We start from the raw sequence: 516 nt of genomic DNA on the forward strand, positions 1-516 counted from the left end.
TAGAGTCAATTGCTGTATAAAAATAAGATTGATTATTGATAGAATTAAACAATCGAATTTTTGCCTCTTCGTAGTCGTTACGATCAAAGTTTTCATGATATTGAAGGAAGTATAAATCGGTATTCGCGGAAAGTTGAAATATATAATTTCCAACACCTTCTAAACTCTTATCGATTTGATCCATATAAATACTCAGCATATTTTTGTTAGATTGAGCCACTTGGCTTCGAATTACTGCATTAGCATAATAATTATTAATAATATGAAAGATGATTAATGGACCGATTATGAGGAAAATAGTCAAAAAGAGCTTAAACATTAACGAATTAAAAATCGGTTTAAGCGGTTTCATATGTGTTCCTCCTGATATATAACTTTATTAATAAAATATTTTCTATTATACATTATCGTTGTAAAAAGATTGCGAAAATATGAAATTAATGAAACAACAATAATTGGAAGGTATTTTAATAAAAAGAGATTCATGGTATTAGTGAAGATATAAAAATATAATAG

General features: G+C 26.6%; 1 pseudogene. It reads right to left on the reverse strand.

The features are described from left to right. Positions 1-352: pseudogene (locus tag V7659_RS07700) on the reverse strand (sensor histidine kinase); the annotation flags it as partial. Between the last annotated feature and the right edge of the window lie 164 nt (positions 353-516).

The sequence above is a fragment of the Neobacillus drentensis genome (assembly GCF_036966985.1).
In the GTDB taxonomy this organism is placed as follows: Bacteria; Bacillota; Bacilli; order Bacillales; family Cytobacillaceae; genus Neobacillus; species Neobacillus drentensis_E.